The sequence below is a fragment of the Bradyrhizobium canariense genome (genome assembly GCF_900105125.1).
Classification (GTDB): Bacteria; Pseudomonadota; Alphaproteobacteria; order Rhizobiales; family Xanthobacteraceae; genus Bradyrhizobium; species Bradyrhizobium canariense_A.
This window is the reverse complement of sequence record NZ_LT629750.1, coordinates 1,223,282-1,247,878: the sequence shown is the minus strand read 5'-3', so window position 1 is coordinate 1,247,878 and position 24,597 is coordinate 1,223,282. Positions and strand designations below refer to the sequence as shown.

Sequence of the window (24,597 nt, the reverse complement as noted above, 5' to 3'; positions counted from 1 at the left end):
TAACGCTTCCCCCTTTCCCGGCGCACTTCATTTTCAATTCCCCGACTCGGCAGAAAATGGTCATCTGGCTTTGGGGTAGGTCAGAGCGAGTTAGCGCGATGACCCACAAAGTGATCACCTTTGAATTTGTTGTCCCGACCGTGTTAGCCGCGGTCCTGGGGATCGTATTGTCAATCGGCGCCGTCCATTTGACGAACCACTACCTTGGCCCTGTCGATCAGCTCGAAGCCAACGGCTCTGAGGCCGGCGGGGTCACTGATTTGCGCTAAAGCTATCGCCTTTCGCGCGGCCGATTCCCGCGCTACTAATGGCGACGGGTGGCGAAGGGGAGCGCAATGATTTCAGTTTTGATCGGTGTTTTGATTATCGTCGTCATTGGGGCCATCTGTTTTTGGGCGATCGACAGATTTGCCAATGATCGCAGACTGGCTCAGCTTTTGAAGTTGCTCGTCGTCCTCATCTGTCTCGGCGCCATCCTGCAAAGGGTGCTGCCACTGGTGGGGATGTATTAGCTCGCTGACAAATCCGCGGTCAGCACAACGAAGTCCCTGAGCCCGCAAAGTCGAGCTCGGGCTAAAGGGAAAAGCAATGATCAAGCCGAAGCGGTCTGCCGAGCAACAGGTTGCGGACGAACTCGAGCGAAAGGCTCTCAATCCGCTGGCGTCGAGGCAGACGATATCGGACAGCCAAGCCGAGCCAGAATTCCATGAAAACCACAAACGCCTCAAAGCAGACAGGCTGGCGCGAGAGGCGGCGGAGCTGAAGGCGAAGAAATGACAAAGGCACCGGGCGAGTATGAACCACCCAAGCCGATGACCAAAGCGGAGCGCGACGCGCGCAAGGCGTTTCGCCAGGTCGATGCCGAAAAGGCAATGACTGAGCACGAGGTTGCAAAGAAGGCATTTTCCAAGAACCACGAGCGCCTCAAGGCCGAGCGACTTGCTCGGGAGGCCGCCGGGACGCCGGGCGCAACGACGAAGGCCAAGCCGAAGAAAAAAGCAAAATAGCGACGCGATGGCCGGCACGGAACGATTTCGTCCGCCTTCTTCCTGCTAGTCGCCGCTTGGGATGCGGTGCGGCACAAGTCTGACGAAAGACTCGACCTTCGATTGGGCCTGCATGCCAGCGGGTCTGGGCGCGGTCAGCCGCTTTTCGGTCAGCTTGATCATTGCGCCCATGGGCTACCGAGCTCCCTACGTCGTCTGACTATTGGATAACAACTCGATAGCTGCGCAATTTTTGCGGTGAGCCAGCATGCAGTCCCCTTGACGCGAAATATCAACCATTTTGTTGAGGAACAGGTAACCGAGCACAAGCACTGCTGCGAGAACAACCAGGAAAAGGGCCAGCACTGCATCAGAAATGGGCGGTGAGCCATGATCCCCGTGTTTGGAGGAGTCCACCCTTCGCGGCCTGTCAAGTTTCATTGCGGAGCGGCGCCAACGCCTCGTTTCAACGATGCCATGCTGCGCCTCCGGTCACCGCGAATGCTATCACTCTATGCACGGATTTCGTCCGCGGTTTTCCAATCACCTCGCATCTAAAAACTCCTGGTTCAGTCAGCTGGACTCGCGTTTCCGTTAGGCCGTTACAACGGCGGAGCGTTTTAGCCCCTCCATTTCAGTATGGAAATCCCCGATCAGTCTATTCGCTGAGCATGGGTTCGATCGGAGCGAAGGTCGTTCAGCACAGTGCAACTAATTCATCTCCGAACTTAGGCACGATGGTGGTCATGGAAACAACCGCGCATTGGTTCTTTCGAGCGGTTCCCCTCACCTCGCCTCGTCCGTGAGGTGTAATCTCGCAGGTGGCCTGTTTCCAGCCTCGGTGGCCTAGATCACCCGATGCCGATCGCAAAGAACTGGAACGGCGGCTTGAACAGGCGCGCCGATGGCTAAAGACCATGATGACCCGCTTACCAAAGAGCGGCTTACGCAGTTAACCCGCGATCTGGAAGAGCAGCTACGGCAATTGCAGCAAAGGGCGTCTCAGTTGGTGGAGGCTGCCATAACCCGTCCCTTACCCCCGCATTCCTTGCACCGCGCGGGATAAATTCTCCGGCCCGGCTGCACGGGCTGCATGACAGCTTGGCCTCCGGTGCCATTGCAGGCCGGACATTCATGTTCGTCTAGATTCACGGAAAGCTTTTTCATTTGGGCCTCTACGGAGAAATGGCACGGCAGGGTGCAGGCTTGTTCTCAGCGCGGATTTCAGATTCCAGCCGCTATCCGCTGTCGGCCGGGAGTCGTCATCCGGAGCCTGCCGGACAGATCCACCATGTAACCAAGTGCGATCAGCCTGGCGCTATGTTCGGCGGGGATCACGGCTGGCGGATCAGTTACGGCGAACGCGTTGCCGACAGTAAGCAGGGAGGTGAACTCTTCGCGGGTAAGGATTTTCGATTTGGGGGCCATGATCAGAGTATGGCCCCTTTCGGCCATTGGAGCGTGGTCAATTTTGCTCACCCGGCGAAGGAACCGTGTACCATCTGCCGGGCAAGAAAAATGTCGCCGCGATTTGTCTGGCTATCGCCGCCCAACTGGCGCAAGCCCTCCAATCGGGGATTCGACAGGAGCCAGTCATGAGCAGCAACATCGTCAACAGCAAAGGAATCCACGTCGGCATCGTCAACGGCGAGGCAATTTTCGACCTCACTGGCAAGAAGCTCTACGATTTTAAAGGAATCAATATTTATCGCCTGTCCGGTGAACTGGTTGGACATCTGAGCGAGGGGCGAGGCTCCGAGAAGCGTCTTGATCGCTCTACCGACAAATTATTCCCCGGCCACGCCAATTAAAGTGGGATGAGGGCGCGCCTTCAAGGTCGTCTATCTCGCCACCATCAGCATCGTGACGCTCAGTTGGCTATGGCTCCTATTCGAGCGGGGTGCGTGGACCATCACTTATTCGATCGTTCAACGTCCCAATCACCAGCGCCGGCCGGTTCGGCCCGGCGGGCTGCCACCGCTCGTCGCCTGAACTGGCCGCCACGAAGCAATTCCGGCTCCGACGAAACCGTTTTCGTGGCTCCGCGAAGGTGTTCTGAAACGAACGCCTGATACTGAAGTTCCATTGAAGCGGAATGGAGCTTGCCATGAATGTGATCGTTGCAAACGTTCTTATGCGCGAGGCCGCCAAAGCGAACGCCGACCGTCCGTTCACAATCGTACTGTTTTTCTGCGCCGTCGGGCTGCTCGCTTCACTCAGCATGGCCGCGCTCGGCTTTGACGTAAGCGGCGGGTTTTTCTGAGAGGACACGAAGCATGCCAAAGTCAGAACATGTTCGATGCCCTGAGTGCGACACCGTGATGATTGCGGCGCCAACACCGCTGATGCGCATTTTTGGCGACATCCGCGCATTGGAGTGTCCTGCGTGCGATTACATGCTGCTGTCATATTCCTTCCGGCCAGCGCCAGCCGAACCAGCGATCGTTTTGCGGCTTGACGCTGCGGAGTAGGCTAGCCCCTTCCGCAAATGAAAAGCCCGCCGGCTTGGACCGGCGGGCCAAGGAAAAATTGCCGCTCTCAGCCAACCCTTAGATTTTCGGCGGATGTCTTGCCCCGGTTTTCCGTCTCTTCATAGCTCACCTTGGCGCCCTCGTTGAGGCTACTCAAGCCAGCTTTTTCCACGGCTGAGATGTGCACGAATACATCCTTGCCGCCTTTGTCGGGTTGAATAAATCCGTATCCCTTGGTCGCGTTAAACCACTTCACAGTACCTGTCGCCACTTCCTCACTCCCTTTTAAAACCACGCGGCGACAGCTTAGGTCGGTCACCCCCTACATCGCAAGCAAAAGCCGCCGGGACCAGCCCGGCGGCTTCGCAGCGGCGAGCTGCCGCTCGACTTCGTTACCGATGAATGTGACGCGATGGATATTCCGTTGCTCGCTGAGCCCGTCGCTATCGGCGATGCCCCGAGACCTCTCCTAGTTCGGCGGCGGCCCGATTTTCTACTTCCCCGGATCGGCAGAAGGTGGTCATCTGGCTCGAGATAGGTCAGAGCGCATTAGCGATGACCCGCAAGGTGATCACATTTGAATTTATCGTCCCGACGGTGTTAGCCGTCGTGCTGGGAATTGTATTGTCAGTCGGTGCCGTCTATTTGACAAACCACTATCTGGGTTCCGTCGATCAGCCAGAGGCTTATCGCTCTACCGCCAGCAGCCGCTGATCGGCTAACGCCCCCTTCCCTGGGAAAGCCTCTCCCTGGGAAAGCCGCCGTGGATAGCGGGCTTTGCGGGGACAGCCGCGCTGCCGTGCTGGCAATTGTCCTTGGGACAGCGTTTGATCCGCGATCTCAAGCCAGTTTGGGTGCAGTTCCAGAATTAACCGGAAACGCTGGTATTTAGCTTAATAAACGACTTTCGTTGCAGCTTTAAGCGCGCCAGCTAAGTTCCGGCGCCGGACTTTGCAACGTTCACTTCTGTCTTCGCAAGGCCGCCAAAGCGCCGCGGAGCTAAGAAGCCAAATGGATCGAAAACCCCTATCTGAACGCGGTCAGATGGCCATGCAGTTCACCCGTGTCGTTAATCCCGTCGAGGATATGGAGATCTGGAACGCGAGCGACGACGGCTTTTCGTTCGTGATCAGTTATGAGAGCCGCAGCGGTCCCGGCTTCCACGGACGAACCGGATTCGTGGCGTCGTGGCGCCCGATCCATCAGAACAAGTGCGCCATCAGGGTTGGCGGCTCGCCCTTTAGAACGCTCACTGAGGCCGAAGAAGCCTGCAAGGCTATGCTGGACCACCTGACGAGATAGTTATTGCTACGGCCGGTAGCAGAGCCCTCTCAGCCCGCTTTCGTGCGTTCTCCCCCGCGATCGACCGAAGGCGACGGTTGGATATTGCGCGACTGGCCGCGAGGTCATTGCGCCAGAAAGACAGCCGAATCCATTCGACGATGATGCGCCCGGCGGCCAAAGCGCCTGTGCCAAATGCCTCTTGCCGACTATAGGAAAGTCGCCCGCGCTGGTTCAGTCCAGAGGAGCGAATGCCGGGTCACAGCCGCTTACAGGACAGAACCGGAAGACCTGAGCTGAGAATTTCTATTCGGAGCGCGGCGCGTGGGATTGTCTCGACGGCGCCGGAACTCGGCGGCGCGCCGTCTCTTGGGTCCCTCGATCTTGACGAAAAACTCGAGCCAGACATCGAGCAGAGCCGGAGCGCTTCTTGCGCGCGCTCGCAGCGCTGTCTTTCCTGAATGGTCGGTCCGAGTCCCCATGGCTGCCAGGATAGTCCAAGATGGTTGAAAACTGGTTGCTAACGAAGCACCGTCGCTCTGGAATCAGCGGAATTAACGCCGTCTCCGCGCATTCCGCACTTAAATAGAAGTCCCTGACTGCTCTACCTGAGGAGGAATGGCACGGTTCGGGAGACCTCTCATTTGCTGCCGGAGCGTCCGGTTGCCAAATACGCATAATACCGGTCGACGGTTCTGGACCTGCCCCCGGGGGCTAAAACCTTCCCGATGCCCGAGGTGCGGACGTCTCGCTTGCCCGGGAAAACAGGACCCGCGCCAAGCCTGCCGAATAGTTCGCCGCGATCAGGATTCCGGTCGCAAGTCGTACCGATGCCGCAGCCTCTTCCGCGTCGTGTTAATTGCGAACTGGATGCGCGCCATGTTCGCGCCCTCTCCGGTGAAGACGTGCAACGTCCAGTTGGTCTGAAGCACCTTGTCGATCTGATGCTCCACCTCCACGGTGGTCACGTGCTCGCTTCCCGGAAACCTTCGGATTTCCTGCAGCGCGATAAGGGCCAGTTCTTGCTTGGTAACGAGTGCCTTCGCCACGGCAGAACTCCGCGATCTGCCGGTCTAAACTGCCGCATTGGCTAATCGTTCCTATGTCCGAACCTGACTGAAACCAAGCCCCGCGATATCGACGGAGGCCAGTCTCCTTCGAAAGCTCGTTCATGCACGTGCTCGTGAATGGCCTTTTTCTTACGATAAATGTACGAAGCCTCGGCACGGAATTATTTGCTTGATGATATTTAATTGATGAAATGTACGCTGTGTGACGACTGCGGCTGGATCTGTGAGCGTCATCCTCACAAGCCGTGGGACGGTTTGCACGCCTGCCCGTGCGGTGGCACTGGAACTCCGTGCCGATGGTGTAGCGCGCCGGAGAACGGCGTGACGCCGAGGCTGCCGTCAGGTTTTGCGAGATTGCGGCGTCCCCAAAAAACCGATCGGAGGTAATCCTTCGGGCGCACATGCCCAGAGCGATTTGCGATTCGGTTCTCAATCTAATCGGCGTGCCCTATAGCGACACCCTGCACCCGACCCTCGTGAGACTTCTGTTGGCCCACGATTTTTATTGCACTCGCCGGCTTGATTCATCATTTCGTTGAGCACCCTCTGATCGCGCCTTTGACGGCTCTGCCAAGCGGCAATCAACGACGCGTAAGCACCGTTGCGGTCCCCACGCCGATTTCGTGAAATCTTCAGAGGTTTTCAGAGCTGCCCGGTCTGAAGCGAGAATCGTCAGACAATCGCCGGTTTCGTGCCGCGAGCAGTGCTCACTGCTTCGGGTTTCGCTGCTCGCTGACGGGATCAGCCGACGGGAATATGCTCTCATAGATCGCGCGGGCTTCGCGAATTAAACGGGCCCGCTCAAGGTCAGATTTCGGGATAAATCGTACAACTTCACCCATGTGCGCTCCAAAGCTAAAGACGATGTGTCAGGATGCGAACATCGTGCCAGAGCATCCTCCCCAATAGAGATTTGGGGCCCTCGCCGATTTGCACCCCCACGGTGTGGCCGGAGCAATAAAAAACTTGTGACCGCCCCTCCTCTTGCAAACAGAGTTTTGGAAGCAGGATCGATCGGTATCCTGACCCGCTGCAAGCGCTGAATCCGCGTGAGCTATCGAGTTCGCTCGCGCGTTCATCATCCTGAAAAGGGCCGCGCGCATCGCCCGCTTTCCACTCAAACCGATCGCCCTCAAGCCGCCCGAATCACACTCGAACTTTGCGTTCGTCGGCTGCGGCGGCGCCGATTACGACCCTTGACTCACCGCCTCATCCTGTCTGCCCCACAGCCAAAGGATGAGGCGGTCTCTTGCACGCTCTGTGACTTCCAAACCTCAAGCATATCCCTTGTTCCCATACGCGGGCGGTCGATTGAAGTTGGACGCTACGCTTTCACGGAACCAGCGCCGCCATCCGCAGCACTGTGCCGCGATGGCGCGGGCCCGGAAAGCCGGTCTCATCGGTCATGCCTTGACGTGCAGTTCGTAGTGACCGGGCGCGCATTTATAGCGCTGGAGCGTCCAATCGGCATGGTAGATCGGATGCTCCGACATCCATTTGGCGATGCCAATCTGGCCTTGGATCATGCAACTCTGGAGAGTGATATCGCTCTTTGAGCTGTCGGTGACGATTTCTTCCACACACGCGCCGGGAGTTCCCGACAGACCATGGCAGAGAACGGCAATAAGCGTAACGAACATCAGGCCCTTTCCTAGCTCCGGCAATGACCACATGCAAAGTGGATGCCAGCCACGGTTCTGGCCGACCCGGTGCCAGGCTGACACAGCCAGCGGAAGCGGCCTCCGCAGGCTTGCTTGGCCGGGAAGCAAATTGGCCGGAAAACAAAAAGCCGCGCCACTCCCGAAGGAATGACGCGGCGATGGCCGTTCTGTTGCTAGGTGGACCTACCCCGAACGGTTACGCCGCGAGGCGCACTTCGTTCAATGCAACGTTATCGTTTGCATTTAGGTTTTTGACCCGATAACGGCGGTATCATGCCGAGCACAATTCAGAGCTTCTTCGCGACCATCGATCCTAGTTCGCCCCCGCCTTAGCAGCTTTGGAATTCGGCCTTCCGGCAAAATCAATCTCACCGAAATGAGACCTTTAAGCTCAAGCTGCTAAGGTGGAGGCGCCGGGTACTGCCCCCGGGTCTGCCCGCAGTCCGCTCAGAGTTTCAGCGCCATCGTCTTGCGACACGAGGTCTTTACGCGCGATTGCGGGAGAAAGCTAGGCTTGATCCAAACCACAAGACGCCCCTGGGCGGAACAGATTTCCCGCCTGTGGAGAGCGCCGAGCTTTCAGGTTTCGAGAGCCATCGCGCGAAACCGGAAACGCACGGCTGGATGGTTTGGGGATCGCGAGGGAGCTGGCCGCACGAGGCTTGGGAGCGCTCGCTTGACGCAGGACTAAAGCCCATTGCTTTCCCGAACCACGAGGGACAATCTAGGCCTCGGGCTGCGAAAAAGGGAGAGCAGCATGAGCAAAGCGGGTCTCGACAATCGCCACCGCAACAAGGATGGCGAAATCAGCGGCAAGCACGGAAACACGCTTATACGCACGTTGCGCAAGATTTACGGACAGAGCTTTGCCGCCGGCTATCCCGAAACCGAAAAGCTGAGCGAAGTTTTGCTTCACTTGAACGAGACTTCGCTGAGCCAGCTCCGCCGTGATCATGAGACCGGGCATCTGGAGCACAAGATCACCAACGCTTCCAAGTAAGTTTGCAGGATCCACCCGCAAAGCCCCGCTTTCGATGCAGGATTGGCGGGGCCGCGCGCTAGCGGAAATCCGTCATCAGCTACGGAAGTCGATATTGGACTAGACGTCCGGGGCCTCTTCATCGTCAAGCCGATACATTCGAAGGCGATCGCAACACCGGCGCTCAGCTTAGCGAGCGGATGTTCACTCGCGATCAGATTTTCAGACCGTGGCAGACGGCTCTAGCGCGTGATCACAACGACCGATGTCAGCAAGCTTTACGTGGCATTCCGCGATGCTCTTCGAACGCAACGCTTTGTCGGCGTCCGCACCTTCCGAAATTTAGGTCAACTAAATAAGTCTGCGTAGCGAATCTAAAGGTTCGAATGATTTGTGGTTCGATCGCCGCCCCTCATCCGGCTGCGTCCACAAATGCGGATCGATCTCGCGCGCTTTCATGATCCTTCGTGCCCGCCGAAAGTGACGCAGCGCCCCGGCATGATCGATCGTTAGCATCGAGTCCGTTGTCAGAACTAAATGTCAGCCACGCTGTCCCAAGGCAGTCTTCCGAAAGATCTAACTTTTTGATAAAATTATGTTATTATATCATCTTTCATTCCCTAGTTTTTATATTGAGTATGACGATGAAATTTGTAGCGAGAGTCGTTTTATTTTTATTGGTTGCCGTTGCGCTCTGCAGTTCAAGCATTGCGCAAACTCGTCGAGCGTTGAGAGACTCTCGGCCTCTGTCGGACAACTCGACCGAGGCTCAGCTTCGAGATCGCCTCAACGCCTGGACCATAGGTCTGGCCGGCGGTCTTCTCGAGGGCGCACCAATTCACTTCGCGACAGAAATGGCACGCGTCGTGAACGATGGCGGCGCGATGCACGTTCTTCCGATCGTAACCCGTGGCCCGACCGAGAACGTCAATGATCTCCTGTATCTCAGGGGAGTTGATATGGCCATTATCAACAGTGACTCTCTCGAAGAGTACAAATCCCAGGTCCCGCAAATTCAGCAGCGCATCACTTATGTACTAAGCTTGTTTCCCTCCGAACTTCACATCTTCGTCCGACCGGAAATTCAATCACTCGCGGACCTGGCCGGCAAGAAAGTCAACTTCAATACGCAAGGCACCGCCGCCGCTTATTCCGGCCCGCTGATTTTCAGCCGCCTTGGGTTCGATGTTGAGAAGATGTTTATCCCGCACCCCGCGGCGCTGGAGCAAATGAAGCGCGGAGAGATTGCCGCCGTCGTCTTTGTAACTTCAAAACCGGTCGACGCGTTCGTGAAAGGAAAGTGGGAGGAAGGATTCAAGTTCCTGCCTGTTGAATACGGTCCGAAATTTTCTGATTACTATGTCGAGTCATATCTCGATTCTGCGGATTACCCGAACCTGATCCCCAAGGGTGAACGGATCGCCACGATTGCGGTTCCTACAATCCTGGCTTCGTTCAATTGGCGCCCTGCCTCGCCGCGCTATAATCGGGTGGCGCGGTTTGTCGACGAGCTTTTCGGCCGCGTCGACAAGCTGCGGTCGCCCGGCTTCGACCCCAAATGGAAGGATCTCAATCTGGCGACACCTGTCCCCGGCCTTGAGCGTTTTCCGGCCGCTCAGGCCTGGCTGGATGGTGCAACCAGGCAAAGCGGGAGCCGATGATGGGCGCCCGGCTCATCGTGATGGCGCTTTCGATTGCAGGCGGCGCCGCTTGTGCTCAATCCCTGGAGGAGAGCGTTACTGGACTGGATTCGTGCTTCCAGGCAGCTCGCCTTGCAAATGGCATCTGCGCCAACCTCGCCAATGATCCTGCTCGGCGATTTGAATGTTATCAGAAAGTACGCGATGACCATCTTGCATGCCTGGAGCATGTCCCGTCCCCAAGTTCGGCCGGGCTGGCGGCGCCGGAAACATCTTCGGCAGCAGCCGGAACAGGACCGCTCCCTAATACTGCGGCGCCCGAGGTTTCTTCCGGGAGCGTTCCGCCCGAGGAGCCGAGATCTGCTCGAACAGGTTCATTAGAAAGTCCCTCTGGGGATACCTCAGCCGATCAACCCAATGGGACGCTGCTGGCAACTCCCGAGACAGTCCCGTCGGCCATGCCCGCGCCCCTCCCACGCGACAGGCCGATCGAGGCTGCCCGGCCAGACATGCCCCCCAAAACGGCCGCCATTCCCGCAAGGCAGCCACAGCCGAACTGGGTGGTGAGCGAGACCACGTCTCCGGTGGATTATAGTCCGCTGGTCAGGGCCGTGATCCGCGCAACGACGAGCACGAAAGATGGACCCGACACGCTGACCGTTCGCTGTCGCGGACAACGCACCGAACTCCTGGTTCATACCGAAGGCGCATGGGTCACGCCGCGTCCAGGCCAACTTCAGGTCGACTATGAAATCAACGACCAACCCTTCGTTAGATCGCCTTGGACTTCCTCCGCGGATGGAAAGACCGCGACCTACAGTGGTGATACCGTCGGGCTTTTGCGGTCGTTAACAGATGGCGCACGACTGACGATTAGCGTAGCCGATCGGGTCGGTCCCCGCCATGAAGCCACATTCCAGCTCGGCGGATGGGACCCCATCCGGAGAAAAGTTGAAGCGGCGTGCAAATGGGCGCCTGTGGCAGCAGACAATATACCGCCAGAGAAACAGAGCGCAGTTACGGCCGGACGTAGCTCCAGCCCTTCTCCTGCAATTCCATTAACCGAACGACGCCCGACGGAACGATGACGGCCTCTGACACCACGGTGATCGGGTGGCCTTCCTTTTTTTCCATGCCTTCCTTGGTATTGTTGCACGCCGAAAACTGAATCTTGCTGGGAAAGGCGTGGTCCTTCAAATTCCTGATACGATCCTTCACCGGCGATGTATCGGCGCGCAGCATATGCAGACCAGGGCCATAGGTAACGACATCCACATCGACGTCCTCGCCCTTGGCGCGGTAATAATCGATCACATTGGTTGCGTTATTCAGCGCGAGATTCATAACCGCTGGATCATCCTGATCGACCTGAATGACCATGCGATGAGGATGAGATTTAATGACGGCCTCATGAGGCTTTATGGAATGCTGTGCTTTGGTATTCGCTGCAAACCCTTGGGAAATGAGCGACAACGAGACGAAAGCAACGATTGCTGCCAGACGAAATTCGGTACGCATAATATCCTCCCTAAAAAAATCAAAAATTACTTCCAGGAAATAACTTCCAACTGAACGAGTGTAACATCGGTCCAGTCAAACCAAAATGCAATTCGTGCGGACTAAGTGTCATTCGGCTCGCTACGCAATGTCGCTTGGCGACGATCTAACGTCAGATCGCCTTGTGTGGCGGCCCGCCATTGTGTCGTACAAGCAACGCTATCCTTGTTCCTTAGTTTGCAACCGGCTTTTTAACTTCACAGACTGCGCGGGTGCTGCATAGATGAAGCGCGCCAAGGTGACTGGGGATTATGATCGGCGGAGAACGGCGCGCATGCGCGGCTTGATGGCAAATCTTCATCAAGCCCGGAGAGACCGCCTTCGGGCGGTCTCTCGCTGCGCCTTCTAAGAAACTATAGTGGGTTACCGCCGACTTTCATCGTCGCAGCAAACTATTTTGTAAGCATTTGCTCGGAACTCTGCCGCCGTCTCAAGCAAGGCGCGGCGGAGCAGTTTATGAAGCGCGAAGAAGCGAAGCGTTTGATAATCCACGAGTGGGAAAAATGGATCAAAACGCAGCCGATCAAGCCTGACCAAGCAACCGGCAGAGACTCTCTAAAGTTCTATCTTGAACTGAAGGACGCGCAATCGCCTCTTTTGAAGTTCCAAGGAAGGGGGCGCGACAAATGGCACATCGTCCACGGCTGGTTAGTCAGCGACGGTCGTATCTCCAACTGAAATTTAGTTCGGATTTCGTTTTGACCGCCGCGCTGACAAGGGAATTCTCAGCCCTGCCCGTCCTCAAGGCCGTATTCGTGATAGATGGTCAGCGGATCGACGCCGGGGAACAACCTGCACTTTGCCTGAGCCAAATGCAGGTTGACCGTCCCGGGCTGACAGCCGGCGGCCAGGAGTTTCCGCACGTCGTCCATATGAGTGCGGGGCTGGTGTTTCGGCGGAAGCTGTTCCAGGGCGACCAGCGCCGTCGCCAATGCTTCCGTGACGACCCATTCGTCGTGGCCCGTAATTCCCTTTTTTGCCATCAGACCATCCCGCATGGTTGTGAAGCTCCGCCTGCCCTCTCATGCCGGCTGGGCTTTTTAACGGCGTTGCAGCCGGTACCGAAGGAGCCGAGCCGATAGCGTATCAGCAACGGTTCGGTTCAGGCGGGGTCTCGAAGGCCCAAGCCAAGACAGCCGGCAACGCAGCAACGCTTCGCTCGCTGCTCCCGGGAGCAACGAGCGGAGCGTTGCTCCCGGGAGGTCTGACATCAGGCGGTAATCCGCCAGCGATATGCCGATGCTGATATTCCACCATTTCAGCGACGGAGACGGCCTTGCAACACAGTTTTATCCTCAGCCTTCGCCTGCCCCCTCCCAAACGAGGAACAGGGGTCGTGATGAGCCTTGTCCTGGTTGGCAGTCTGGGTCTCTGCGGCATGACATCGTCGGCGCAGGCTGCGCCGAACTGCAGCGAATTTTTCTACAATATGGACGGCTCATGGAGCCCAACCCACCCCATTATGATGACGAGCCCGACAGCGGAAACCATGGTTGGCCCCAGCGATAAATTCCGTCCGGGAATGCCGGGGTTGGCCGGACGCATCGGTGGCTATCTCAATGTGCATTGTCGTAATATGGGCCTGTCGACGGGACCGAGAATTCCGCGCTCACCATAGAGCGTCAGCCCGGTGGGAACGTCACATCCTGTTCGGCGTGAAACATGCTGGATTGCACAGAGGATGCCTGCTCTCTTGTCGGGTTTTACGTGCGCCGCACCATCGCTCCGAGAACGCCCGGATCACCTTTTTAGCCGGGCTGATGCGATCTCACCCAACGCAAAAACTGCTCAAAGAGCCGCTCGCGTGTCTCAGGCGCCGGCGTCGTATCGTGTCGCTCGGCCGTTGGCTTTATGCGCAGGCGCAGATCCGCGGCATCCGCGTTCTCCGGCAGAAGTATCGCACAAGCCAATAATGCCAAGAGTCTCCCGACCTGCTTGAGGGCAGCCACTGAAGGCCATTTGCCAAACATCTTGATCCCCAGCGAACTGAGAGTTGGCCGACCAACTCGGCGACGCGGCGGTCCTGAATTCAGCCTGCCGATTTATGGTAAATTTTCCCCTAAGGGTTCCTTTTGACCGCAGCCCAAGCAGCAATCGCGAGCGGCGCGATGATCTATCGTTCGGTCAGCGAACGAAGGCGACCGGCGAGAGCTGCGATCACAAATAGCCGGGCGCACGCTGCCTGGGGTAGGTTGAAGGCGCGGCACCCGGCTATAGGCCGCTCGGCGGTGTGCGGCCCTTTCATAAAATCATCAAAGATTTAAAGAACCATCCTCGCCTTAATTGAAAGCCGGCGGAAAACCGTGATTCGCGGCCTTCGCGTGTTTTGCGATTGCCGATTGCGCTGATCGCTTTTTACCCTGCGAGGGCGCACGGCAACCTTAGCTGCGATGGCGTTCGCGTGCTGCGCCAGCTCGAGCAGACAACCGCAAAAAGGAAGCAGCGAGCCAGCAAGGCTGTCACCAAATTGGCGGGCTTGGCATGGTATTTTGCGGATTGAAGCTATCGGCCCGGCGGCCACATCACCTTCAATTGGCATAGCGTACACGTTCAGAAACACTTAAGTTGTCCATGTCACAGTGGAACACGAAAGCGTTAGTTGGCGCGGCGGCAGGCCAAACGCTTTCGACGTGGCTAGCCGATCGCTCCGATTGGTGCTGCCCACAACGTCCAGACCAGCGCGACCACCCCGAGCCCTCCCCGGGCTTGCCCTCCTTCTGAGGACGCGCTTTGCATGAAACAGAAAGAAGTAAGAACTCTGATCGTTCGGGAATGGGATCGCTGGCTTCAGGCGCAGTCCATTGAACCCGGCGGCCCAACTGGCAAAGACTCATTAAAGTTCTTTTTTGAGCTACAGGATGCCCGGTCTCCACTGCTCGATTTCCAATCGCGGGGGCGAGACAAATGGCGGGTCATCCATTCTTGGTTGCTGAGCGAAGAGCGCCTGTCCGAATGATGCTACCGCACCCCCGCCGACAACTTGGACCAGCTCGCAAGCTTGCAGGCGACGAGGCAGTTTCTTGCAGGGAATGCGGTCTATGTCGCTGATCCAAAAAACACACGAGGCCTGGAGTGCCTAGGAGTCCGGACCTCGTGATCTGCCCCTCCCCGGGGACGTAGAGTCGATGTCGTTAGAGGATGCAGGCAAAGCCCGCTCTCGAACCTAGGCAACGTGATCGGTGAATTTCGACCTGTCTCCTGCACCGTACGAATACCGGTGCATCAGGAACGCATTTTCCGCTTAAGATCGTCGTCCAAGACCAAGAAGTGCGCATGCCTGATCGTGGCGGTCGCAGGCCGCGAGGCGACGCAATCCACGCGACCGGCTCCCAAAAGAGAAATGTCGCGACCGCCAAATGACAAGCCGCCATAGAGCTATCTTGGCTGATCCAGGCGGGCCAACGATGTTATGGCGCGGATCGAAGGCCAAAATCGAAAATAGGGATCGGGAAACCCCGTTACCGGTCAAGTCATCCGCAGCATATCCACACCCTCAAAACCTGAGAATGTGATCCGTTAGCAGAGGCTTGCTGCACACGAATTCACAGAATACAGCGCTGAGCCCCCTGATCGGTAATCTTTTGTGGTTGAGATCAAGACGAGTATTGTTTGCCGCGATATCTTGATCGGATAGGTGCAGGTTCCATTGCTGGAACATTTCCCGAAGTCAGGGCTCCCTCCATGGCACAGCCGAGCCCGCCAAGGATCAAACGCCAGCCAGAGGGCACGGGATTGAGCGCAGAATTGGAACTGTCGCCCGAGGGCGAAGCGATCGCGGCATATGGTACTGCGACCATGGCAGCGTTCAAGATTTTGGTGGCTTGCCTTCAAAGCAACGGCGCACTTGAACACGGCCAGTTCGCAGGAGCGCTGCGGCTATTCACGGAAACAGCAAGGTCCGAGGTTGATAGTATGCCGCTCTCGATTCTGCACAATCTGCAGTCGGCGATATCGGATTAATTGGGATTCCGGCCGCCGGGTTCGATCATTTCGAAGAAAACCCGCCGCAGTGACCCTGCCGTCTGATCGCCTATCGTAGCGCCTGGGCAGCGCGAAAGTGTCTTTCAGGAAAGCTTAAGTTCGATCTGTCACGCTGGCTTCATGAAAGCGATGATCGGTGCGGCCGCTGGCTGGATCGCCTTTTATACCGCCGACCAAGCCCTTTTTGGAGGACGGCTGGTTCCAGCGTTACCGCAATTGGCAAAAGAAATACTCAAGGGCTTCGGCGTCTATTTTTAAGACGCGGATTGCGACGTCGCATTTTCAGCCTGCACCTCAAATTTTGAAATGCGTGTCACGCGACCGGCGAATGGCATCGAACGGCAGGCCGGCCGCGGCATATGGTTTGCATTTTATGGCTCGTATTGCAGTCTTTTCAGGAGGCAAAATTGAAATTTGTTATTCGCGCCGTGCTGATTGCCCTGATCCTTACCCCGTCCGTTTTTGCTCAGAAGCTCGTCGATCCGACAAAGGTCGCGCCCGAATACCGCGAGGCCGCGGAAAAGCGCCGGGCGGAGCAGATCAGGCAGAACGAATGCGCGCACAAGGCCGATGTCGAGAAGGTCGTGCCGCGGGACCGGACCGCCTTCCTGGTTCACTGCCTGGACGCGGACGCAGCGAAGTAAGAAGGCCATCCCTCTAAAGGCGCCAGATCGGCTGGCTGCCGAGTTATCCGCAGCATATCCACAACATATCCACACCTCGCACATCCCGAATGTGTTCGTTCGGACAACGACTTGCTGCGCACAAAATCACAGCCGTCGGCGATTGAGCGTAAGCCCAGCGAGCAGAGGAATACGCCGCCGAAATCAGACTCCCCGCCCTGGGCTGACGGAGCCGGTCCGGACCACGGTCATTGCGACTCTCAGCGACAGCGGCTTATACGTCTGAACAGGCCGTCCGGCCCCCCGCCGATTCTCCAGCCATCAACCGGCTCTCCCTTCGAAAGGAATTGACATGCGCGCGCTCGGAATTCGTACGACCCTCGCGGCCCTCGTTGCGATCGCCGGTGTGAGCTTATCGTCCGCGGCCCAGGCCGACAGCGGCACCATCCGCATCTCGGTGCTCAAGGGTGGCTGGTTTATCGGTGCGTCCGGCGGCAGTGGGACGCTTACGTTTCACGGTCGACGCTACCCGCTGTCGATTGGCGGGCTGAGCGCGGGCCTGGTGTTCGGCGCAGCGGAGACTTACCTGGCCGGCACGGTGACCAATATCCGCGGCCCGTCCGACGTGGCGGGCGTATATGGTGCCGGAGGCGCAGGCGCCGCAGTCGGTCGCGGCGTAAGCGGGATCGTCCTCAGCAATGAAAAAGGCGCCGTCCTCTCCCTGCAAGGCCGCCAGACCGGCCTGATGGTGAATGCCGATCTGAGCGGGTTGGCGATTTCGCTTCGATAAATCTCTCGAAATCATAATCCTCGGCCGGTTACGCGGAGGATCTTGCGCGCCGCCAGTCCGGTCAGAACTCGAACAGATCGGCGCTGCGCCGCGCAAGGTCTTGCAGGGCTCCCACGGTCCCGCGGACGGCGCCGCAACGTCTGCACTCGACCAGCGTGGTGACAGGGCAGTTCGCGGGATCCGCGACCTTGATCGAGAGCCCGCCGCAATCGCTGCAGACAATCTTGAATTCAGGCCGCTCGCGCGCGGGAAGTTGGTCGACGTTCATCGGTGCACCCGGCTCAGCAAGCGATAACCGAAGCAAAATAGATAACGTTGCGCGCCTTCCATCCGAGGCGATCAGCGGCCGCATGCACCGGCTGCCAAAATTGCGCCGCGGAAAAAGTCGCGCGGCCCTCGATGTAGGGGCCGTACAGAACGTCCATCCGACGCTCATAGGTCACCGCGGCAAACGTGGCAGCCGCAAAGACCGCGCCAGGAATTGCGATTGTTTCGATCGTCATTTTGAGCCCCCGCCCGTTTCTTCGACGGAGACTTGAATAAACCCAAACTTTTAAGGTTGGGATCGTGAACGGCTGGGCAATTGAGCGATCATGTTAGAGAAGTTTGAACCATTAGAAATAGCGCGTTGGCGGCGCGAACCCGCCCAAGCCCACGGCCAAGAACGGATCATAATAGAGCCCCTCCGCCGACAGCGACCGGCGAAGTATCGTCGTCACCGGTCGAGCCAAGAAAGGTCTGCCGGCGGTACCGGAGACTTCAGGCCGCGCGGACGGTGTTCATGAACTTTCCGACCTCGCGCTTCAGCCGATTGCTCTCGTTCGACAGCGACTGCGCGGCTGAGAGGACCTGTGACGATGCCATCCCGGTCTCGGACGCACCGCGCTGGACGTCGGAGATATCGGTCGCGACCTGCGACGTGCCTTCCGCGGCGCGCTGCACGTTGCGGGAAATTTCCTGGGTGGCAGCGCCCTGCTCCTCGACGGCAGATGCAATCGTGGAGGAGATTTCCGAAATCCGGCCGATGGTCGCACCGATTTCCTTGATGGCCGTGACCGATTCCTTGGTTGCCGACTGGATATCGTTGATTTGCTGGCTGATCTCGCCCGTGGCCTTGGCCGTCTGCTCGGCGAGCGTCTTCACTTCCGCGGCGACGACCGCGAAGCCTCTGCCGGCCTCGCCGGCGCGAGCCGCCTCGATGGTCGCATTGAGCGCGAGCAGGTTGGTCTGTCCCGCGATGCTCTGGATGAGATCGACAACGTCACCGATCCGGGCCGCCGCCTGTGACAATTGACTGATACGGGCGTCGGTCTTTTGTGCCTGCTCGACCGCCTCGCCGGCAATACGGGCGGACGCATCGACCTGGCGGCTGATTTCGGCAACCGAGGACGCCAGCTCTTCGCTGGCCGCAGCAACCGAGTGGACGTTCGCAGAGGCATCGCCCGATGCGTTCGCCGCCCGGTGACTGACCTTTTCAACGGTATCCGCCGTCTTGCTCAGGGTGCTGGACGAAGACTCCAACTGGCCGGCAGCCGTCGAGACCAGGGTGATGATTTCGCCCACTTCGCTCTCGAACTGATCGGCGAGACTATTCATATCGATCTTGCGTTGCTGCGTTTGCCGCTGCTCGACCGCCACCTGCTCCTCGCGCAAGCGGTTGGTTTCGATCATGGCATCCCTGAAGACCTGCACGGTGCGCGCCATCTCGCCTATTTCATCGGGACGATCGGCGTTGGCGACGGGCGCATTGAGTTCACCCGTACTGAGGGAGGCCATGCGCTCCTTGAGGCCGAACAGCGGCTTCACGACGCTGCGGGTAATCGCCCAGGCAATAGCGATTGACAGCAGCATCAAGACGACGATGACAATTGAGGCCGTCCGAGCCATTGACCAGAATGACGCGTCCACGTCCGACATGTATTCGGCCGTTCCGATCATCAAATGCCACGGCGCGAAACCGCGGGCGAAAGCGACCTTGTCGAGCGGGGTGGGATCCGTGCTGCTCCTGAGGAAAGTATAGCGAACGCTGCCCTGCCCCTGCCTTGCGATATCGATCAACATGGATGCGAAGGGAAGTCCATTGGCATCCTTGACCTGACGCATATCCTTGCCGAGCAGCGTCGGAACGCCGGGGTTTGAGATACAGATCCCGGTCTCGGTGTCATAGATGAAGACGTAGTTGGTGTGCCCCTCATACCAAACGGCGCTGGCGGCAGCGAAGAAGCTCGCCTTCGCCTCCTGCTCCGTCATCTGACCTGCGGCGGCCGCACGTTGGAAACTGTCGGCCATCTGCCAGACGGCGTCGACGATGGCATGGGCCTTTTCGACGCGCTCGGTGACCAGTTGGCTACGGGCGATCAGGAGCACGGTGGCAGCAACAAGCGCCATGCAAACGGCCCCCACGATGGTCATGGTGGCGAGCTTTGCGGCGATCGAGCGGTTCGAGAATATATTGAGCAGCTTTGGCATTCGCCATCCATCCAGTGAGTGCTATGCGCTGAACTGCGGCCTAAGCAGTTCGTGATTCCAGCAAGAAAAATTAGAGTGGAATCGTTAATATCTTAGCAACTCATGCTTGTGGCGTTGAAGCGGTGGAACCGCACCGCCGGGCGTTCGGTACCGCTGCTTACGGAGACCATTAACGAGTCTTTAAGCATAAGGAGGCAGGCTGAACGGCCTACTCTCCAGAGCGGACCGCTGATATGACCGAGCCGGATGTTTTAGAGCGCAGCATTCGTGAGCATCAGGAATGGCAGAGAGTTGCCTGGCAACATCTCAGCAGGCCATCGCTGACAACCTTCGAGAGCCGCGAACTTCGAAATCAGATCAAGCAGAGCGGCACCGAGTTGCGGCGATACCTCGCCATGAGATCGGAGCGCTTTCGCTTTGGAATTAAATCTCGCGAAAATGACGCGTCACCTTCGATCAACCTGAACTGAGACGAGGCTTGCGGCAAAAGCGTCAGCCAACTTGCCGCGCGTGCTGCAGCCGCTCGGCATAGTGCGCCTCATAATGAGCGATGGTGAGAGAAACGGCGCAGCAAGCAAATGCGACCGCGAGAACGATTCCTTTCATCATGACGACCTCCGTTTATGCTCAGATAGGTCGGCATTCTCTCCCCGCCAGTTCACGCTACCTCATTGTAATCCGCCGGTTCCACGCCGTCCGAGCCGTCGCTATTCCAACTGCATGCGGACGCCCTTGGCGCCATTGAGCAAACGCCGCAGGTGAAAGCCGGCGAGGCTATCTTCGGCATGAAGCCCGACGAGGGCGGCGAAGGCCGGCATTGCCGCGGCGTCCCCCGCTTCCAGCTTGGCAAAAGCTTCGGAATATTGCGCCGTTACCGGCCCCTCGAATGTCGCCGCAGGCAATGGTTCAAAGGCGCGCAGCGGCTCGCGGCGCCCGCGCAGCACGAGATCGCCAACCGGCCTGCCCTGAAAATTTTCTGCGCTATTGGCAACCGTGGCGCTGACGCAAATGCGTGTGCCGAGAAACTTGTTGGCGGCCTCAAGCCGCGCCGCCGTGTTGATGGTATCGCCATAGGCAGTGTAGTCGAAGAAACGGCTGCCGCCGAAATTGCCGACCAGCGCCGGTCCTGCGTGAACGCCAATCCGGGTGGTACCGAAATTCACCCCCCTCGAGTTCCAGCGCTCGCGGAAATCCTCGGCCCATCCATCGAGATCGCGCGCGCAGGCGATCGCGCGCGTCGCATAATCCAGTTGCTCTTCGGGGGCGTTGAACAGAATCTGGATTGCGTCGCCAATGATCTTCGCGACCGTCCCCTCATGGGCGAACACAACGTCGGTCATGCCGCCCACATACTCGTTGAGCAGCGTTCCCAGCACTTCGGGCGTGGCACTCTCCACCAGCGAGGTGAAGCTGGTGATGTCGGTGAAGATGGTCGCGACCTCGCGCCAATGCACCGCCATGCCGTCGGCTTCGCCATCGGCCGCCAGCCTGCTTGCGATCTGCGGCGAAAAATACCGCGAAAGCGATGCATGGGCGCGCTCGGCTTCGATCTGGCGGCGGCGGGCCTCCCGTATCATCTCGACATGGCGGATGGTCTTGTCGATGGTCAATTCGAGATCACCGAAATCGATCGGCTTGGTCAGAAAATCGAATGCGCCGCGATTCATCGCGGTGCGAATGTTGCTCATGTCGCCATAGGCCGAAACGATGATGGTCGATTTCTTGTCCTCGGCCTCCTGCAGTTTCTGCAGCAGCGACAGCCCGTCCATCCGCGGCATGTTGATGTCGGACACCACCATGTCGACATGGGGGTTCTGCTCGATCGACTGCAGAGCCTCGATTCCGTCACGGGCAAACATGAAATTGACCGCGCCGTCGCGGATCTGCCTGCGGAATTTCTGCAGCACCAGAGCCTCGAGATCGGGCTCGTCATCCACGAATAGGATCGTTGCGGTCGTCATGCGGCTTGCTCGAGCCTGGTGTCGATCTCGTGACGCAGCAGCGCAAAATCGATCGGCTTGGTCAGCAGGCCCACCGCGCCGCGCTCGATCGCCTTCCGGCGCGTTTCGGCATCACCATAGGCCGTGATCATGATCACGGGAACATCCGGGCGTTGCGCGCGCACCTTCGGCAGCATCTCGAGACCACTCATGCCGGGCATGTTGATGTCAGACAAAATCAGGATCAGCGACGGGTCGGCCACGTTGGCGGCACGCATCAATGCCGCGGCCGCGGAAGGCGCAAACTCCATGGTAAAACGGCCGGAGCGGAGATCGCGCCGGAACTGCTGCCGAAACAAGGCTTCGACATCGGGCTCATCATCGACGACGAGTATGTAAACGCTCAAGTCGTGCCTCCAGTATTGCCCTTTGCCGCCGCTGTGCGCGGCAACGTAATGATGAATTCGGTGAATGCGCCAGGCTCGGTATCGACATCGATCGTGCCGGCGTGCTGTTTCACCACGATGTCGTGGCTCATCGACAGCCCAAGACCGGTGCCCTCGCCGGCCGGCTTGGTAGTGAAGAAAGGATTGAACATTTTCTCCTTCACCTCCAGCGGGATACCAGTGCCGTTGTCGCGGATCCGGATTTCCACTTTGTTTCCCAGGTTTTTCGTGGTCGCGCGCACGATCGGCTCGAACGCCTCGCCATCCGTTTCCTTGCGTTTGGTGGCGGCATAAAAACCGTTTCCAATCAGATTGAGAAACACCCGCGTGATCTCCTGCGGGTAGACGTCGATCATGCCGGCCTTAGGATCGAGGTCGCGCTGCAGCGTGATATTGAAGCCTGACCTTTCCGCGCGTGCACCATGATAGGCAAGGTTGAGGCTTTCCTCGACGATCGCGTTGATATCGGTAAGGCGGTGCTCTCCCGATCCTTCGCGCGAATGCAGCAGCATGTTCTTCACGATAGAGTCGGCGCGCTTGCCGTGCTGCACTACTTTTTCGAGATTGCCTTTGAGCATGTGCGTCAGTTCGTCAATTTCTTCCCGGGTCTTGTCGTCGAGCGCGGCGGGCTTCAGCACATCGTTGAGTTCGTCGATCAGTTCGGCCGAGACCGCCGAGAAATTATTGACGAAATTAAGCGGATTCTTGATTTCATGCGCGATGCCGGCGGTGAGCTGGCCGAGCGAAGCGAGCTTTTCGGTTTGCACCAGGCGATCCTGCGCGGTTCGCAACTCGTCCAGCGAAAGCGACAATTGCTTCGTGCGCTGTTGAACCTGCTCGAACAGCCGAACGTTCTCGATAGCGATCACCGCCTGGTCGGCGAAGGTCTCGACCAGATCGATCTGGCGTTGGGTGAAAGCCCGCACCACCTGTCTTGCCAGCATGAAGACGCCGATGGTTTCGCCCTCGCGCCTCAGCGGCACGCCGAGATTGGTCCGGTAACCGCCCAGGCGCTGATATTCCCGGGCAAGCGCGCTTCGCGTCTCGTCGGCCAGCACGTCGACCACCTGAATCGCACCGCCGGATTCTACCGCGCGAGTCGTCGTGCTGCCGCCGTCGGTGGGATATGGGTTGGCCTTGGCAAAAGTCTCGAACTCGGCGGAAAAGCCGTAATTGGACACCAGGCGATAATTATCCTGCTCGTGAAGAAAAATCACGCCCTTCTCGGCCTCGCAGAGTTTTGCGGCGGAAGCGAGCAGGGTTGCAAGCACCGAGTCGAGATCGAAAGCCGAGCGGCTGATGACCTTGAGCACATCGGCGGTCGCGGTCTGCTGCTGCAGGGATTCGCTCAATTCGGTGGTTCGCAGTTCGACCTTCGTCTCCAGGTCGGTGTAGGATTCCTGCAGCCGCGCGCCCATGTCGTTGAACTGGTCGGCGAGGCCTTCGAGTTCGTCTCCGGTCTTGATCGAAATCCGCTGGCTGAAATCGCCGCCGCCCATGCGCTCGGCGCCAGCCCGCAACGCCTGGATCGGGCCGACCATGCGGCGGGCCAGGAATATCCCCGCAAGCACCGCAAAAATGGATGCTGCCGCCAGCACGATCGCAAGCCGCTGCAGCGCGGCGTAGAGCGAGGCGTAGGCCTCCTCGACCGGCAGCTCGACGAACATGGTCCAGCCTAGCGGCGCAATCGGCGCGGACGCCGTCAACACCTCCTGGCCCTGGATGTTTTTCGCGCCGTCCAGGTCGTCAGACACACCGCCGTTCGCCTGCGCCGCCTGCACCTGCAACAACTTCGACATATCGGTGTTGCGCAGCACCAGGCTGATGTCGGGATGCGCGATCAGCCTGCCCCCGGCGCCGACGACATAGGCATGGCCGTGCTCGCCGACCTTGATCTGGGACACCACGTCCCAGATCAGCTTCAGATTGACCTCGGCAATGCTGACGCCGGCGTCCTTCCGGGTGCCGGCCAGCGCCAATGTCATGTACGGTTCGGACTCCCGGCGGAAGTAGACCGGTCCATAATAGACCTTGTGGGCGACGGCTTCGGTGAACTTCGGATCCTTGGAAAGGTCGAGGCCGCTATCCACCACGTCCATCGCTAGCCGCGATACCCGCAGCCGTTCTTTACCAGTCGAATCGACCTGCGCCAGTTCAGTGATGGCTGGCACCTGCCGCAACAGCCGCAAGGCGTCGAACCGGCGCTGCTCGATCGAACCGGCCGACCACGGCAACTGCGTTGTCCACCCGACCTGGCTTTCGATTTCCTTGATGAACTGGCTGATTTTGGCCGCCGCCGCTTCAGCCTGTTCATGCTGAATGCGGATCAGGGCCGCCTTGTGCTCGCGATAATAGAAGAAAACCTCGAAAATCCCGTTCGACAACAGGGCCACACCGACCACCGCGACAAACAGCGCGACATATTTGGTGAACAGCCGGCTGCGGATCGTCGTTCGCGGGGCTCCCGCCTCCTGCACCCCGTCCGCCACCGGCGACGCCGCCAGCGTACGGCCTTCAGGTGCGTCGGAATGGAGGGAAATCGTCATCCCAGCCAATTTAGCAATAACGGACAGCGTTGTCTCTGCCGCAGTGCGAGAGGTCGACCGGTTGCCGGGCCTTTGGTATGTTAAATCAGCCTGGAGAACGTGGGGGACTTCTTGATTGGGGGGCGTGTCGAACGGCGGCTGGTGACGGACGTCGCCG

At 58.5% G+C, this 24,597-nt stretch carries 29 protein-coding genes and 1 other RNA gene; 17 read left to right on the top strand and 13 right to left on the bottom strand.

Translation table 11 applies throughout. The annotated features are described in order from the left end of the window. Positions 1-98 precede the first annotated feature (98 nt). The 4 genes from BLV09_RS37025 (at position 99) to BLV09_RS06195 (ending at position 1,007) form a co-directional block, all read left to right on the top strand. The gene (locus BLV09_RS37025) at positions 99-269 is read left to right on the top strand and encodes a hypothetical protein (RefSeq protein WP_157809914.1); all 171 of its coding nucleotides are present in this window, start codon (positions 99-101) and stop codon (positions 267-269) included. Positions 270-335: 66 nt separating this feature from the next. Beyond that, positions 336-512 (top strand): hypothetical protein, encoded by a 177-nt coding sequence (locus BLV09_RS37020; protein WP_157809915.1) that lies wholly within the window; start codon positions 336-338, stop codon positions 510-512. Between the two features lie 76 nt (positions 513-588). Further along, positions 589-777 (top strand): hypothetical protein, encoded by a 189-nt coding sequence (locus BLV09_RS06200; protein WP_100381899.1) that lies wholly within the window; start codon positions 589-591, stop codon positions 775-777. Next, positions 774-1,007: a hypothetical protein gene (locus tag BLV09_RS06195; RefSeq protein WP_100381900.1), complete on the top strand. Its 234-nt coding sequence runs from the start codon at positions 774-776 to the stop codon at positions 1,005-1,007. Before BLV09_RS06200 ends, BLV09_RS06195 begins: the two co-directional genes overlap by 4 nt. Before the next feature lie 1,203 nt (positions 1,008-2,210). Here BLV09_RS06195 and BLV09_RS06190 read toward each other — a convergent pair. After that, entirely contained in the window at positions 2,211-2,414 is a 204-nt protein-coding gene (locus tag BLV09_RS06190; protein WP_100381901.1) for a hypothetical protein, read from the bottom strand. Between the two features lie 65 nt (positions 2,415-2,479). Here BLV09_RS06190 and BLV09_RS06185 point away from each other — a divergent pair, with 65 nt between their 5' ends. Next, the gene (locus BLV09_RS06185; RefSeq protein ID WP_244548976.1) at positions 2,480-2,797 is read left to right on the top strand and encodes a hypothetical protein; all 318 of its coding nucleotides are present in this window, start codon (positions 2,480-2,482) and stop codon (positions 2,795-2,797) included. A 296-nt stretch (positions 2,798-3,093) separates the two neighbouring features. Next, on the top strand, positions 3,094-3,249 hold the full coding sequence (locus tag BLV09_RS37015) for a hypothetical protein (protein WP_167558637.1): 156 nt from the start codon (positions 3,094-3,096) through the stop codon (positions 3,247-3,249). A gap of 275 nt (positions 3,250-3,524) precedes the next feature. Here BLV09_RS37015 and BLV09_RS06180 read toward each other — a convergent pair whose 3' ends face one another. Next, positions 3,525-3,728, bottom strand: a complete 204-nt coding sequence (locus BLV09_RS06180) for a cold-shock protein (protein WP_100386880.1) — start codon at positions 3,726-3,728, stop codon at positions 3,525-3,527. A 245-nt stretch (positions 3,729-3,973) separates the two neighbouring features. On the opposite strand from BLV09_RS06180, the gene BLV09_RS06175 reads away from it, so the two are divergent. Together BLV09_RS06175 and BLV09_RS06170 are read left to right on the top strand one after the other, a co-directional pair. Then, positions 3,974-4,171 (top strand): hypothetical protein, encoded by a 198-nt coding sequence (locus BLV09_RS06175; protein WP_146686654.1) that lies wholly within the window; start codon positions 3,974-3,976, stop codon positions 4,169-4,171. Between the two features lie 336 nt (positions 4,172-4,507). After that, positions 4,508-4,759 carry a hypothetical protein gene (locus BLV09_RS06170; protein ID WP_349536742.1) on the top strand — a complete coding sequence of 84 codons (252 nt, stop codon included), beginning with the start codon at positions 4,508-4,510 and terminating at the stop codon, positions 4,757-4,759. A 782-nt stretch (positions 4,760-5,541) separates the two neighbouring features. On the opposite strand, the gene BLV09_RS06165 is transcribed toward BLV09_RS06170, so the two are convergent. The 3 genes from BLV09_RS06165 to ssrA form a co-directional block, all read right to left on the bottom strand. Beyond that, the gene (locus BLV09_RS06165; RefSeq protein ID WP_100381905.1) at positions 5,542-5,787 is read right to left on the bottom strand and encodes a hypothetical protein; all 246 of its coding nucleotides are present in this window, start codon (positions 5,785-5,787) and stop codon (positions 5,542-5,544) included. A gap of 1,424 nt (positions 5,788-7,211) precedes the next feature. Beyond that, positions 7,212-7,448, bottom strand: a complete 237-nt coding sequence (locus BLV09_RS06155; protein ID WP_146686652.1) for a hypothetical protein — start codon at positions 7,446-7,448, stop codon at positions 7,212-7,214. A 175-nt stretch (positions 7,449-7,623) separates the two neighbouring features. Then, positions 7,624-7,984: a transfer-messenger RNA gene (gene ssrA / locus BLV09_RS06150) on the bottom strand. Between the two features lie 242 nt (positions 7,985-8,226). Between ssrA and BLV09_RS06145 the strand changes: the two genes are divergently transcribed. Both BLV09_RS06145 and BLV09_RS06140 read left to right on the top strand, forming a co-directional pair. Then, positions 8,227-8,469, top strand: a complete 243-nt coding sequence (locus tag BLV09_RS06145) for a hypothetical protein (RefSeq protein WP_100381907.1) — start codon at positions 8,227-8,229, stop codon at positions 8,467-8,469. A gap of 623 nt (positions 8,470-9,092) precedes the next feature. Then, positions 9,093-10,109 carry a TAXI family TRAP transporter solute-binding subunit gene (locus BLV09_RS06140; protein ID WP_433994384.1) on the top strand — a complete coding sequence of 339 codons (1,017 nt, stop codon included), beginning with the start codon at positions 9,093-9,095 and terminating at the stop codon, positions 10,107-10,109. A 996-nt stretch (positions 10,110-11,105) separates the two neighbouring features. Here the strand turns inward: BLV09_RS06140 and BLV09_RS06135 are convergent. Further along, entirely contained in the window at positions 11,106-11,606 is a 501-nt protein-coding gene (locus BLV09_RS06135) for a DsrE family protein (protein ID WP_146686651.1), read from the bottom strand. Positions 11,607-12,101: 495 nt separating this feature from the next. On the opposite strand from BLV09_RS06135, the gene BLV09_RS06130 reads away from it, so the two are divergent. Next, positions 12,102-12,323: a hypothetical protein gene (locus tag BLV09_RS06130; RefSeq protein ID WP_100381911.1), complete on the top strand. Its 222-nt coding sequence runs from the start codon at positions 12,102-12,104 to the stop codon at positions 12,321-12,323. A 47-nt stretch (positions 12,324-12,370) separates the two neighbouring features. On the opposite strand, the gene BLV09_RS06125 is transcribed toward BLV09_RS06130, so the two are convergent. Further along, on the bottom strand, positions 12,371-12,628 hold the full coding sequence (locus BLV09_RS06125) for a hypothetical protein (protein WP_100381912.1): 258 nt from the start codon (positions 12,626-12,628) through the stop codon (positions 12,371-12,373). 356 nt (positions 12,629-12,984) lie between these two features. Between BLV09_RS06125 and BLV09_RS06120 the strand changes: the two genes are divergently transcribed. From BLV09_RS06120 to BLV09_RS06105, 5 genes are all read left to right on the top strand, one after another. Further along, the gene (locus BLV09_RS06120) at positions 12,985-13,263 is read left to right on the top strand and encodes a hypothetical protein (RefSeq protein WP_157809918.1); all 279 of its coding nucleotides are present in this window, start codon (positions 12,985-12,987) and stop codon (positions 13,261-13,263) included. A gap of 1,116 nt (positions 13,264-14,379) precedes the next feature. Next, positions 14,380-14,601: a hypothetical protein gene (locus BLV09_RS06115; RefSeq protein WP_146686649.1), complete on the top strand. Its 222-nt coding sequence runs from the start codon at positions 14,380-14,382 to the stop codon at positions 14,599-14,601. A gap of 1,145 nt (positions 14,602-15,746) precedes the next feature. Beyond that, positions 15,747-15,884: a hypothetical protein gene (locus BLV09_RS37010; RefSeq protein ID WP_157809920.1), complete on the top strand. Its 138-nt coding sequence runs from the start codon at positions 15,747-15,749 to the stop codon at positions 15,882-15,884. 149 nt (positions 15,885-16,033) lie between these two features. After that, positions 16,034-16,270 carry a hypothetical protein gene (locus BLV09_RS06110; RefSeq protein WP_146686648.1) on the top strand — a complete coding sequence of 79 codons (237 nt, stop codon included), beginning with the start codon at positions 16,034-16,036 and terminating at the stop codon, positions 16,268-16,270. Positions 16,271-16,601: 331 nt separating this feature from the next. Next, on the top strand, positions 16,602-17,039 hold the full coding sequence (locus tag BLV09_RS06105) for a hypothetical protein (protein ID WP_100381915.1): 438 nt from the start codon (positions 16,602-16,604) through the stop codon (positions 17,037-17,039). A gap of 61 nt (positions 17,040-17,100) precedes the next feature. On the opposite strand, the gene BLV09_RS06100 is transcribed toward BLV09_RS06105, so the two are convergent. The 3 genes from BLV09_RS06100 to BLV09_RS06090 form a co-directional block, all read right to left on the bottom strand. Further along, positions 17,101-17,307: a hypothetical protein gene (locus BLV09_RS06100; RefSeq protein ID WP_100381916.1), complete on the bottom strand. Its 207-nt coding sequence runs from the start codon at positions 17,305-17,307 to the stop codon at positions 17,101-17,103. A 13-nt stretch (positions 17,308-17,320) separates the two neighbouring features. After that, positions 17,321-17,542 carry a hypothetical protein gene (locus BLV09_RS06095; protein WP_100381917.1) on the bottom strand — a complete coding sequence of 74 codons (222 nt, stop codon included), beginning with the start codon at positions 17,540-17,542 and terminating at the stop codon, positions 17,321-17,323. Positions 17,543-17,798: 256 nt separating this feature from the next. Beyond that, positions 17,799-19,508 carry a methyl-accepting chemotaxis protein gene (locus BLV09_RS06090; RefSeq protein ID WP_146686647.1) on the bottom strand — a complete coding sequence of 570 codons (1,710 nt, stop codon included), beginning with the start codon at positions 19,506-19,508 and terminating at the stop codon, positions 17,799-17,801. Positions 19,509-19,741: 233 nt separating this feature from the next. Here BLV09_RS06090 and BLV09_RS06085 point away from each other — a divergent pair, with 233 nt between their 5' ends. Further along, complete coding sequence (locus tag BLV09_RS06085; RefSeq protein ID WP_100381918.1) at positions 19,742-19,978, top strand: hypothetical protein; 237 nt, start codon at positions 19,742-19,744, stop codon at positions 19,976-19,978. Positions 19,979-20,215: 237 nt separating this feature from the next. Here BLV09_RS06085 and BLV09_RS06080 read toward each other — a convergent pair whose 3' ends face one another. The 3 genes from BLV09_RS06080 to BLV09_RS06070 are packed head-to-tail and all read right to left on the bottom strand — an operon-like array spanning position 20,216 to position 24,440. Further along, entirely contained in the window at positions 20,216-21,469 is a 1,254-nt protein-coding gene (locus tag BLV09_RS06080) for a response regulator (protein WP_146686646.1), read from the bottom strand. Then, the gene (locus BLV09_RS06075) at positions 21,466-21,855 is read right to left on the bottom strand and encodes a response regulator (protein ID WP_100381920.1); all 390 of its coding nucleotides are present in this window, start codon (positions 21,853-21,855) and stop codon (positions 21,466-21,468) included. Before BLV09_RS06075 ends, BLV09_RS06080 begins: the two co-directional genes overlap by 4 nt. Further along, positions 21,852-24,440 (bottom strand): ATP-binding protein, encoded by a 2,589-nt coding sequence (locus BLV09_RS06070; protein WP_146686645.1) that lies wholly within the window; start codon positions 24,438-24,440, stop codon positions 21,852-21,854. Before BLV09_RS06070 ends, BLV09_RS06075 begins: the two co-directional genes overlap by 4 nt. Positions 24,441-24,597 lie beyond the last annotated feature (157 nt).

What these genes read in the sequence shown, in the direction of transcription:
- BLV09_RS37025 (WP_157809914.1), top strand. Translation starts at nt 99, where the DNA reads ATGACCCACAAAGTGATCACCTTTGAATTTGTTGTCCCGACCGTGTTA.
- BLV09_RS37020 (WP_157809915.1), top strand. Translation starts at nt 336, where the DNA reads ATGATTTCAGTTTTGATCGGTGTTTTGATTATCGTCGTCATTGGGGCC.
- BLV09_RS06200 (WP_100381899.1), top strand. Translation starts at nt 589, where the DNA reads ATGATCAAGCCGAAGCGGTCTGCCGAGCAACAGGTTGCGGACGAACTC.
- BLV09_RS06195 (WP_100381900.1), top strand. Translation starts at nt 774, where the DNA reads ATGACAAAGGCACCGGGCGAGTATGAACCACCCAAGCCGATGACCAAA.
- BLV09_RS06190 (WP_100381901.1), bottom strand. Translation starts at nt 2,414, where the DNA reads ATGGCCCCCAAATCGAAAATCCTTACCCGCGAAGAGTTCACCTCCCTG.
- BLV09_RS37015 (WP_167558637.1), top strand. Translation starts at nt 3,094, where the DNA reads ATGAATGTGATCGTTGCAAACGTTCTTATGCGCGAGGCCGCCAAAGCG.
- BLV09_RS06170 (WP_349536742.1), top strand. Translation starts at nt 4,508, where the DNA reads ATGCAGTTCACCCGTGTCGTTAATCCCGTCGAGGATATGGAGATCTGG.
- BLV09_RS06155 (WP_146686652.1), bottom strand. Translation starts at nt 7,448, where the DNA reads ATGTTCGTTACGCTTATTGCCGTTCTCTGCCATGGTCTGTCGGGAACT.
- BLV09_RS06145 (WP_100381907.1), top strand. Translation starts at nt 8,227, where the DNA reads ATGAGCAAAGCGGGTCTCGACAATCGCCACCGCAACAAGGATGGCGAA.
- BLV09_RS06140 (WP_433994384.1), top strand. Translation starts at nt 9,093, where the DNA reads ATGAAATTTGTAGCGAGAGTCGTTTTATTTTTATTGGTTGCCGTTGCG.
- BLV09_RS06135 (WP_146686651.1), bottom strand. Translation starts at nt 11,606, where the DNA reads ATGCGTACCGAATTTCGTCTGGCAGCAATCGTTGCTTTCGTCTCGTTG.
- BLV09_RS06130 (WP_100381911.1), top strand. Translation starts at nt 12,102, where the DNA reads ATGAAGCGCGAAGAAGCGAAGCGTTTGATAATCCACGAGTGGGAAAAA.
- BLV09_RS06125 (WP_100381912.1), bottom strand. Translation starts at nt 12,628, where the DNA reads ATGGCAAAAAAGGGAATTACGGGCCACGACGAATGGGTCGTCACGGAA.
- BLV09_RS06120 (WP_157809918.1), top strand. Translation starts at nt 12,985, where the DNA reads ATGAGCCTTGTCCTGGTTGGCAGTCTGGGTCTCTGCGGCATGACATCG.
- BLV09_RS06115 (WP_146686649.1), top strand. Translation starts at nt 14,380, where the DNA reads ATGAAACAGAAAGAAGTAAGAACTCTGATCGTTCGGGAATGGGATCGC.
- BLV09_RS37010 (WP_157809920.1), top strand. Translation starts at nt 15,747, where the DNA reads ATGAAAGCGATGATCGGTGCGGCCGCTGGCTGGATCGCCTTTTATACC.
- BLV09_RS06105 (WP_100381915.1), top strand. Translation starts at nt 16,602, where the DNA reads ATGCGCGCGCTCGGAATTCGTACGACCCTCGCGGCCCTCGTTGCGATC.
- BLV09_RS06100 (WP_100381916.1), bottom strand. Translation starts at nt 17,307, where the DNA reads ATGAACGTCGACCAACTTCCCGCGCGCGAGCGGCCTGAATTCAAGATT.
- BLV09_RS06095 (WP_100381917.1), bottom strand. Translation starts at nt 17,542, where the DNA reads ATGACGATCGAAACAATCGCAATTCCTGGCGCGGTCTTTGCGGCTGCC.
- BLV09_RS06090 (WP_146686647.1), bottom strand. Translation starts at nt 19,508, where the DNA reads ATGCCAAAGCTGCTCAATATATTCTCGAACCGCTCGATCGCCGCAAAG.
- BLV09_RS06085 (WP_100381918.1), top strand. Translation starts at nt 19,742, where the DNA reads ATGACCGAGCCGGATGTTTTAGAGCGCAGCATTCGTGAGCATCAGGAA.
- BLV09_RS06080 (WP_146686646.1), bottom strand. Translation starts at nt 21,469, where the DNA reads ATGACGACCGCAACGATCCTATTCGTGGATGACGAGCCCGATCTCGAG.
- BLV09_RS06070 (WP_146686645.1), bottom strand. Translation starts at nt 24,440, where the DNA reads ATGACGATTTCCCTCCATTCCGACGCACCTGAAGGCCGTACGCTGGCG.